Source organism: Mixta sp. (assembly GCF_024610815.1).
Classification (GTDB): domain Bacteria; phylum Pseudomonadota; class Gammaproteobacteria; order Enterobacterales; family Enterobacteriaceae; genus Mixta; species Mixta calida.
Window position 1 is genome coordinate 1 of record NZ_JANION010000140.1, and the last position, 8,509, is coordinate 8,509.

Below are 8,509 nucleotides of genomic sequence, written 5' to 3' on the forward strand. Positions count from 1 at the left end.
TTCCAATAAATATCGATAATACTCACAAAAAAAGTTATCGATTTTCACTTATTTCATAAAGAAATGCGCCGAGACGGTCCAGCAGGGGTATTCGCTAAGGTACTGGGTATCGGCGGAAATAAGATCCCGCCGAGAGTCAGGATTTTGAGTGTTAGTATGATTTGGGTACTTTACTCCACTATTTGAAGTGTGAGTGCCAGTTCTATGCAAAGTCAACATTTTTTAACTCATTTTTGATTACATAACACTTTTCAGCCTATAACTCGACTTCACTTTATTGTAATGATTCTATTTAAGTTTCTACCAATTCAACCAGCATTACCCTCAATATTTACCATTATTTAGAGCGTCAATAGCCTGCGTCAGTTGGTTATAGAGAGCATGTCTCAAATCATCTAACTCATCATTTTCTCGGATTAATGGAGTTCCATTTTCATGAAGAATAATATCGTTAAACGATCCCATCCCGCCATATAGACCTTTCAATGACAGAATGGATGATTCACAATCAACATCGAGTTCACGACTTAACTTTTCGAATATTTCCGCCCATGAACCCTCATTATTTGAGGACAATATATTAGTAATCGCGATTACAGTTTTTTTTATTTCATTTTTCATTTTATATTTCCATTGCTAATTATTTTAACTCCGGGTATTTTCCACGGCGTAGGCACGACAACTTGCTCCGTACCCCCAGAGTAAAGAGATGACTGGTAGCCTACTTCACCCACATAGACTCTTGTTCCTGCGGGGATCTGAATCTCATAATAACTATTAAGTGGTGAGGCGCTACCATTAGGCCATTTTGGCAATACTGCTTTATCAACGCGGGTCTGGAGTACACCCAGAGGTTGTTCATATCCGAAAAACTGGCCCAGCGGCCTCCCATCGACACCGCCTCGATAGAAAATCGTATCCGTTGATAAAGAAATTTCTTTGTATACTCCACCAGAAAAGGTCTCAGCTATATCATTAGGCAATGGACCGGGTCTTAATATAGAATATTCGCCTTCAACTTTTCCTAAGATATGTAGGTTTTTTAGTTCGGATATTTCTTTTGCGACACCTAATCTCCCCATGCCCAAGCCCGCAACTACTGACGTCCCAGCAATTAAAAGACCTTTATTATTCATGACCTGATCGTAGCCCGCTGGCGCATCGCCACCGAGCTGCTCTGCCGTCTGCCGGAAGCCTTCAACATTGCCGTTATAGATACCACCAGCGGCCAACAGGCGGCCCGCCATTTTGCTGTTGATAGTCGTGAGGCGGGCTGCTGCGCTGTCGACTGCACCGGCAACGGCGTCGGCCGTGGTTTGCCTCCTGTGCGGCTATAGTCGCATCGCGCCACGGTATTTTTATACGCGTCAATAACCCGTTGCGCACCGCTAAATCTGAAGGCCAGCGGATCGCGACAAATCAGTTCGCCGTCATCATTGATATAAAACAATTTGCCTGCCGAAGTGCTGAACCTTTCGAGCATTACCACCTGGCCGCCATATACCATGCTTTTCAGTTTTTCCCGCTCGCGTGGCCCGTGTGGCGGCAGCTGATTTGTATAACCGTTAAAAGCGCGGCGCTGCATATTAACCAGCTGAAAACCCGATGACCAGTTGTCATCAAAAACGTACTCACTGTCAATGCGCGACCAGGCATGAGATGGACTCATGATTAACTCAAATTTCTCAGGTTCAAGATTATCGCGCGGCAGGTAGTAAAGATCCGTTCCAGGTAGACCATAGCTCATACATCATTTCCCTATGATGAAAAACCATACAATTACACACCTTTTTTGAAAGGACAATATAGGCCACATTTCTGTGGCCGTTGAGCGTTATCAGATCAAAGATTGACGCACCCTGTGCCACTTTGCCAGAAGTGATTACCCTAAAGCTTGTGATACGAGATGATACTGACAGCGATAGAATACGTGGGAAGCGGATTTACATCTGCTCATGCTATTTACTCCCTGATTTGCTGGTAACAAACCGAGGCAGTATTCAGCACGAGCATTCTATGGCCAAAGCCCCATAAGAAAGATCGCCGCCTCCCAGGAGGTGTTTAAGTTTGACAAAAAAAGCCCGCCAAAGCGGGCTTACTCTGTCTAACTAACCAAACTGTCAATTTTCCATCTTTCTTTTATCATTTTTCCTGGATACCTCCCCGTTTCACCGCCTGAGCGCCCCTCAGCGGGTTTACTCAGTTTCAAGTGGGAAGATTTCGCACAGCCTTTCACTCATCACCACTACAGCATCCACAAATTCGCTGTTCAGCTTAATTTCTGGATGCTGCCGAAGAATCTCAACCAATACCGCGCCCACAAGTAAATCTTGCTCTAATGCCAGACTCATACTCATTCCCCGGTTCGCTGTAGAAGGAGTGTGATCTATAGCACAATATTTTGCTATTTGAGTTATGCATAGCTTTTTTATCAGGTGCGCTCCCTTATCGAGACAGTTTAAAACTACGGGATATTGCTGAAAGCAGTGGTTTTATTGCCTTATGGCGATATCCGAATTTTTGCTTAATGATTAAGGCTCGGCCTGTCAGGACGCGATTACATCAAACCTCAGGAAGCCTGCAGACACCGATGCCCAGCCCACTTATCGCCTTCCCTGCCATGCTGATAACAACGACAGCCGCTTCGGCCTTTCCCGTCACTTTACGGCATATTCCTAAGGCAGATGCCCAACGGCCGTGCCATTCTTAACTACACTGTTGAGGTTGATAACGTTTAAAGAGGGATATATGAAAAAATCAATCATCGCACTGTCTGCACTGCTGCTGGCTTCTCCTGTTTTTGCTGCAACTACACACGCTACCGATGACACTGTCGCCACCGCGCATGAAGGGGCGAACACCGCGAAAGAAAAACTGCATCAAACCCAGAATCAGGGCGAGGAGCTGAAGCTTAAATCTGAGCATGCCGCCGAAGGTAAAAGCCACAACCTGAGCAGCCGCGCCAGCGAAGGCACGCAGAAGGCATGGCACAAAACCAAAGAAGGTACCGAAAAAGGCTGGGACGCCACGAAAGAAGGCACTGAGAAAGGCTGGAATAAGACCAAAGAAGGCGCCAGCGACCTTAAAAACAAAGTCACCGAATAAGGTAACGCTTTACCCGGACAAAGGCCGCTTTAGCGGCCTTTTTTATGGGTGGAATTCAGCGGGTGCCTGGACGGGCCTGCATCCCGAAGCCCGCTGGCCGCCACTGTACAACATTGCTCTTGCTTTAGGTTACGGACAGTTAACAACCTTACCCTTTCAGCCGCTGATATTCATACAGCCTGTCTCTGGCGAGATTTTTCATCTTCACCTCACACATAATATCGAACGCATCGAATGATAACGCCCAGTCATTAAGCGTGTCGTTGAAATAGAAATCGGAGTGCGCCCGTAGCTTTGATTTGGCCAGGCCCAGCGTTTGCTGATCGGGAAAACCCTGTTCGGGAATCAGCCCTTCCTGGGAAATGGAATAGTGCAGAACGGGCCGGACGCCGCGCCAGGATTCTTTAATAAGTTCGATGCGCGCATCGTCCGGCTGAATAAACGCATTCTCCTTCACCCAATGGTGATGGATATCCAGTACGATGGGACAGAGAGCTCTGGCCTGGAGTACATCATCAAGCGAGCAGGAGATCTCATCGTTCTCTACCGTCAGCATATTTTGGGCTTCCGGGCTAAGCCTGCTAAAGGCGGTTTTGAAACCGTCGAAGCCTCCCCTGCCGTTCATATGCACGTTGATTTTAAAATCCTGGAAGGTTTTCCCGTAGCCCATCATTTTGGCGCACAGCGCGTGATACTCCACATCCTCAAGCGCCCTCGTCACCACGTCCGGGTTATCCGACGCCAGCACCGAATACTGGCCGGGATGAAAAGAGAGACGGATGTTGTTCGTGCGCGCCATCTCGCCGCATTGGACAAACAGCGCCGCCAGGTCGGGTAGAAAATCCTGATAAAGCGGCAACGCTTCCGGCACGGTATAGAGCGGCAGCAGATCGCTGCCGATGCGCATCATGCGTAGTTCGTCGGGCAGCTGCGCCAGCTGCTGAAAGATCGCCAGCAGGTTGGTCAGGTTAATGGTGGAGTATTCATAAACCAGCTTCACTCGGTCTTGTTGATTCAGTCCCAGGAAGCGCTTACGGGTGGGCGATTTAAAAGGGAAAAGCTGTAGCGACTCCGGGTTAAGAAATTTACAAGCGAAACCAAGTTTCATAATCACTCCTGTCAGATACATCCCTTAAGTCTAATCACTATTAACAAAGTTGGGTAAAAAGGGGATGGTAACGCGTGGGTTGCGGTTTAAAGAAAGCGGACGCTGTCGCTGGGCAACTGGCTGCTGGCGGTCCTGCTCTGCATAAGCCTGTTGCAAATCCTCATCGCGCCACAGGCGGGCAGAAAAAATCAGATCGGCTAAGCGCGCCATTCTGGCGTTTTGAGTCGCGATCTCTCACAATACGTTCGAACCGGGGACGACCCCGGTTTCATTTCACTCAAGTCCGGGACGGCCCGGCTCTTAACAGAAGGAGAGCCAGCATGGCCTGGATCTTGTTAACCGTTGCAGGCTTATTCGAAGTGGTCTGGTCTTTCGCCATGAAGCAGTCGCAGGGCTTCACTCGCCTCGGACCTTCCGTGATCACTATCGCGGCAATGATCGTCAGCTTCGCGCTGCTGGCGGTGTCGATGAAATCGCTGCCGCTGGGCACCGCCTATACTCTCTGGACCGGCATCGGTGCCGTCGGCGCGTTTGTCGCCGGGCTGCTTTTTCTTGGCGAACCGGCGACGCCGATGCGCATCGCCGCGGCCGTACTGATCGTTGCAGGGCTGGTGCTGATGAAGCTCGCTTCCTGAGTCCTGCGCTGAGGCCCGGCGGGCGGCATTAAGCCATTGATGCTATGGCTATCGACGTTGTGATCGTCAACGGCTTTTCTAAAATGTCGGTTCACTGAACGGCGGCCATAAAAAACCGGCAGAATGCTGTAGCGTTACAGTCATTCTGCCGGTCTGTTTACTCAGTCAGCGTCCTCACGATCGTCACTGCGGGTTCGTCTGAACCCAAAGCGGTTCTGAGGCATCCTGGCCGTTTTGCTGTCAGTGCTGTTGACGTCTTTCAGACGGTGCCCTGCCACTGACTGCGGAATGTGTCGGAATGCTTTTTTCGCCTGCCAGTAAGACATGATTTTTTCTTCATCCGTCTCTGCTTCGGCAAGCTGCTGTAATCGCTCAAGAATCGAGTGATTATTTAAAGCACCCCGGTTGTCCAGAATGGACATTACCGCTTCGCCCAGGGCCACATGCATATTTTTTAACTCTTCTTTATCCAATTTCTCTCCTGTGCTGATGATAACGAAAACTGGCTTTTCGGCAGAGCAACGTCGCTTCTTTTATAGAAGACGACGCCACGACGCTGCGGAAAGACCAGGCGTTTTTCGGGCGGCGACTGTTCTGCGAGGCAACAGCGACGCCAAAATCAGGAGAGGTTTACTGCAAACAGACATAGCAAAATAACGTTGCGATATAACGGCAGGCGGCTGAGCGCGGCATGCATAGCAGAATATGATTTACTCGCGGCCCAGCGCTAACGCCAGCAGGCCATAATAATGTTTTTCCATTTCCGTTCCCGTGGCGCCATCCAGTCGCGCCACCAGCTTTGAACAGATCGCTTTACGATTTACCGTTTGACCGGCACGTAAAATTTCTTCCACAATTTGTCCCAGCGTCTCCTGCTGGGTTGGAAGCGAACTCTCTGCCATCGTGCATGACTGCGCAAGATTATGCCCAGTCTCAGGTGTCCATCGTTGCTGCTGCATCATCGGCGCCCTCATGGTCAGATTAAAAAACAGGCTAACGGTCTGGTGGCTAAACTATACAAAAACCTAAAAGCTGTACAGGTTTTTTTGATCATTTTGTTAATTTTGCGTCACTTTCAGGAAATCAGGCGATCCGGCCTTCTACCCAGAGTTCGCTTTCAGCTCAGTTTCCTGCCAGACGCTATCAATAAAAAAGGCCGGATTAACCGGCCTTAACAGAAGATTCAGGAGAGCGCTTCGACGGGCGCCGCCTGCGATCGCGCGCGCCACAGCTGTATCCAACGCTGAATGGAGGCGATCATGATGACCACGCCCAGCGCCACCATAATGATCGAGATGGTGCCGTTAAACAGGTTATAGCCTTTTGCCTCGGCGTTGAAATAGACGTTTTTCACCATCCACCAAGCGGCGTAGTTAACCGTAACGTAGAGATAAGCCAGCGGAATCAGGCAGGTCAGCATATATCTGCGCTTCTGTCCCATACGCAGAATAATGGTGGCGCCGATCATCAGGCCAATGGAGGCCATCAGCTGATTGGATACGCCAAACAGCGCCCAGACCGAGTTAATATCGCCGGAGTTCAGCAGATATCCCCACAGCAGACAGGCGACGATGCTACAACCGATCGCGCCCGGCATCCAGTTGGTGCGCTTCAGCGGCGCCCAGATATCGCCCAGAAAATCCTGTAACAGGTAGCGCGCCACGCGGGTGCCGGAATCGACGGCGGTCAGAATAAACACCGCTTCAAACATCACCACAAACTGGAAAAAGTAGGAAGCCAGATGGCTGAACCAGGGGATGCGGGTGAAGATATCCGCCATGCCGACCGCCAGCGTTACCGCGCCGCCGGTGCGCCCGTAAAGGTCGAGTCCAATCGCTTCGCTGAGCTGCGGCAGATGCACCACATTCATGCCTAAGCCGGCAAACACCTCCGGCGTCGAGTTGATCGCGAAATAATCCGCCGGATGCAGTGCGGTAGCGGCAATCAGCGCCATGACGCCCACCACGCACTCTGCCAGCATAGCGCCGAAGGCGACCGGCAGGATATCGTTCCACTTATCGATCTGTTTCGGCGTGGTGCCGGAGCCGATAAAGGCGTGGAAACCGGAGATCGCGCCGCAGGCGATGGTAATCGAGATAAACGGCCAGACCGGACCAGCCAGCACCGGCCCGTTGCCGTGGATAAACTGCGTCACAGCCGGAAACTGGATTTCCGGGTTGATAAACACCACGCCGATAACCAGCGCGCCAAACACGCCGATTTTCATAAAGCTGGAGAGATAGCCGCGCGGCGTCAGCAGCATCCATACCGGCAGAGCGGTAGCGAAGAAGGCGTAAAAAGGCAGCAGCATGCTGACGGTGGAGGCTTTCAGGCTAAGCCAGGCGCCGAACGCGGAATCCTGAATATAGGGGCCCGCGATAACGCAGCCGAAAATCACCAGGATACCAACCCAGGTCGCGCCGCGCATACTGCCGGTAACGCGCTCCCACAGCCCAACGCCAATCGCCACCGGAATAGTCATAAAGACCGCAAAGGTGCCCCATGGGTTGCGCTCCAGCGCATGCACCACCACCATCGACAGACCTGCCATGGTAATGGTGATGATAAACAGCATCGCCAGGCCGGTGCACCAGCCAGCAACCGGTCCCAGCTCCGACTTCGCTACTTCAGAGAGTGATTTCCCCTGATGCTTCATCGAGGCGAACAGCACCACGGTATCGTGCACCGCCCCGCCGATTACGCAGCCGATCAACAGCCAGAGGAAGCTGGGAAGATAGCCGTACTGCGCGGCCAGCACCGGTCCTACCAGCGGCCCGGCGGCGGCGATAGCGGCGAAATGGCTGCCGAAGTTCACCCATTTTTTCGTCGGCACGTAATCCTTGCCGTCTTCCAACTGATGCGACGGCGTAACCTCGCTGTCATCGGCGTTCAGCACTTTACGGACGAAAAATACCCCATAAAGGCGATAGCAGATAGCGAGGATACTCAGCGTCGCGATAACAAACGTCAGTGCGTGTGACATAGCTCACTCCAGAGATAAAAAGAATCGGGGCTATCCTGTCACGACGCACGCTTACCAGCGGCGACAAAGCGCGTCAGCGGCGCTATGGCGCGCTAAGCGGTCGGAAAACGGCATTAAGCGGCGGTCAGCATGAGGGATAAACGGCGGACGGCGCAGATGATATTCAGGCAGAGGCTTATCTTTCAGGGGACGTTTTGACGCCGTCGGGAAACAATCTGTACCGCAGAATGCAGAATGCAGGATGCAGGATGCAGGATGCAGGATGCAGGCGAGACGATAAAACACAGAGAAAAAATTAAAGGCTATCTGTTGCCGTGCTCCGCCCGTTTCTGCGCAACAGTAGATAAACGAGCGCGAGTCGGCAACATGCCGTTTAGTGTGTAAACAGGCTAAAGGTATGGCTGTAGTAACTCGCCATCCAGCCTACATAAACCAGCCATACCAGCAGCACGCCGGCTAAACCCAATTTCATTGACATGACGACTCTCCCTTATTGCCAGGCTTGCGCCTCTTCTCGCAATAACTTGCCAGAGCGTGAAATGCCATAAATTGCGCCAGATCAATCAAGCCGGATATATGTGAAAAATGTAGAAATGATGTAGATCATTATTTACTTTTTCTCGCTGCGGTTGTTTTTAAGCGCGGCATCAGCAGCGGTGAACTTCCAGAAAATAGCGC

At 51.2% G+C, this 8,509-nt stretch carries 8 protein-coding genes and 2 pseudogenes; 2 read left to right on the top strand and 8 right to left on the bottom strand.

Annotated elements, in window-relative coordinates; translation table 11 throughout:
• Positions 1-324: 324 nt before the first annotated feature.
• The 4 genes and pseudogenes from MYY08_RS10260 to MYY08_RS10270 all read right to left on the bottom strand — a co-directional run bounded on the left by MYY08_RS10260 (position 325) and on the right by MYY08_RS10270 (position 2,351).
• On the bottom strand, positions 325-621 hold the full coding sequence (locus tag MYY08_RS10260; protein WP_288014002.1) for a DUF6966 domain-containing protein: 297 nt from the start codon (positions 619-621) through the stop codon (positions 325-327).
• Between the two features lie 448 nt (positions 622-1,069).
• Positions 1,070-1,268, bottom strand: a pseudogene (locus MYY08_RS19255) (DUF6883 domain-containing protein); the annotation flags it as partial.
• Between the two features lie 95 nt (positions 1,269-1,363).
• Positions 1,364-1,747: pseudogene (locus MYY08_RS19260) on the bottom strand (DUF8093 domain-containing protein); the annotation flags it as partial.
• 448 nt (positions 1,748-2,195) lie between these two features.
• Entirely contained in the window at positions 2,196-2,351 is a 156-nt protein-coding gene (locus MYY08_RS10270) for a hypothetical protein (protein WP_156462410.1), read from the bottom strand.
• Positions 2,352-2,748: 397 nt separating this feature from the next.
• Here MYY08_RS10270 and MYY08_RS10275 point away from each other — a divergent pair, with 397 nt between their 5' ends.
• A complete protein-coding gene (locus tag MYY08_RS10275) occupies positions 2,749-3,105 on the top strand; it encodes a KPN_00521 family repetitive protein (protein ID WP_038624625.1) in 357 nt (118 codons plus the stop codon).
• Between the two features lie 148 nt (positions 3,106-3,253).
• Here MYY08_RS10275 and MYY08_RS10280 read toward each other — a convergent pair whose 3' ends face one another.
• A complete protein-coding gene (locus MYY08_RS10280; protein WP_038624623.1) occupies positions 3,254-4,213 on the bottom strand; it encodes a UV damage endonuclease UvsE in 960 nt (319 codons plus the stop codon).
• A 320-nt stretch (positions 4,214-4,533) separates the two neighbouring features.
• On the opposite strand from MYY08_RS10280, the gene sugE reads away from it, so the two are divergent.
• Positions 4,534-4,848, top strand: a complete 315-nt coding sequence (gene sugE / locus MYY08_RS10285) for a quaternary ammonium compound efflux SMR transporter SugE (protein WP_084971075.1) — start codon at positions 4,534-4,536, stop codon at positions 4,846-4,848.
• 161 nt (positions 4,849-5,009) lie between these two features.
• Here sugE and MYY08_RS10290 read toward each other — a convergent pair whose 3' ends face one another.
• The 3 genes from MYY08_RS10290 to MYY08_RS10300 form a co-directional block, all read right to left on the bottom strand.
• Positions 5,010-5,321, bottom strand: coding sequence for a hypothetical protein (locus MYY08_RS10290; protein WP_084971077.1), 312 nt, complete (start codon positions 5,319-5,321; stop codon positions 5,010-5,012).
• A gap of 237 nt (positions 5,322-5,558) precedes the next feature.
• A complete protein-coding gene (gene ycgZ / locus MYY08_RS10295; protein ID WP_038629904.1) occupies positions 5,559-5,807 on the bottom strand; it encodes a regulatory protein YcgZ in 249 nt (82 codons plus the stop codon).
• A gap of 224 nt (positions 5,808-6,031) precedes the next feature.
• On the bottom strand, positions 6,032-7,831 hold the full coding sequence (locus MYY08_RS10300; RefSeq protein WP_084971079.1) for a carbon starvation CstA family protein: 1,800 nt from the start codon (positions 7,829-7,831) through the stop codon (positions 6,032-6,034).
• Positions 7,832-8,509 lie beyond the last annotated feature (678 nt).

Bases quoted from the DNA above. Each gene is read 5' to 3' on its own strand.
- MYY08_RS10260 (WP_288014002.1), bottom strand. From the start codon at position 621: ATGAAAAATGAAATAAAAAAAACTGTAATCGCGATTACTAATATATTG.
- MYY08_RS10270 (WP_156462410.1), bottom strand. From the start codon at position 2,351: ATGAGTCTGGCATTAGAGCAAGATTTACTTGTGGGCGCGGTATTGGTT.
- MYY08_RS10275 (WP_038624625.1), top strand. From the start codon at position 2,749: ATGAAAAAATCAATCATCGCACTGTCTGCACTGCTGCTGGCTTCTCCT.
- MYY08_RS10280 (WP_038624623.1), bottom strand. From the start codon at position 4,213: ATGAAACTTGGTTTCGCTTGTAAATTTCTTAACCCGGAGTCGCTACAG.
- sugE (WP_084971075.1), top strand. From the start codon at position 4,534: ATGGCCTGGATCTTGTTAACCGTTGCAGGCTTATTCGAAGTGGTCTGG.
- ycgZ (WP_038629904.1), bottom strand. From the start codon at position 5,807: ATGCAGCAGCAACGATGGACACCTGAGACTGGGCATAATCTTGCGCAG.
- MYY08_RS10300 (WP_084971079.1), bottom strand. From the start codon at position 7,831: ATGTCACACGCACTGACGTTTGTTATCGCGACGCTGAGTATCCTCGCT.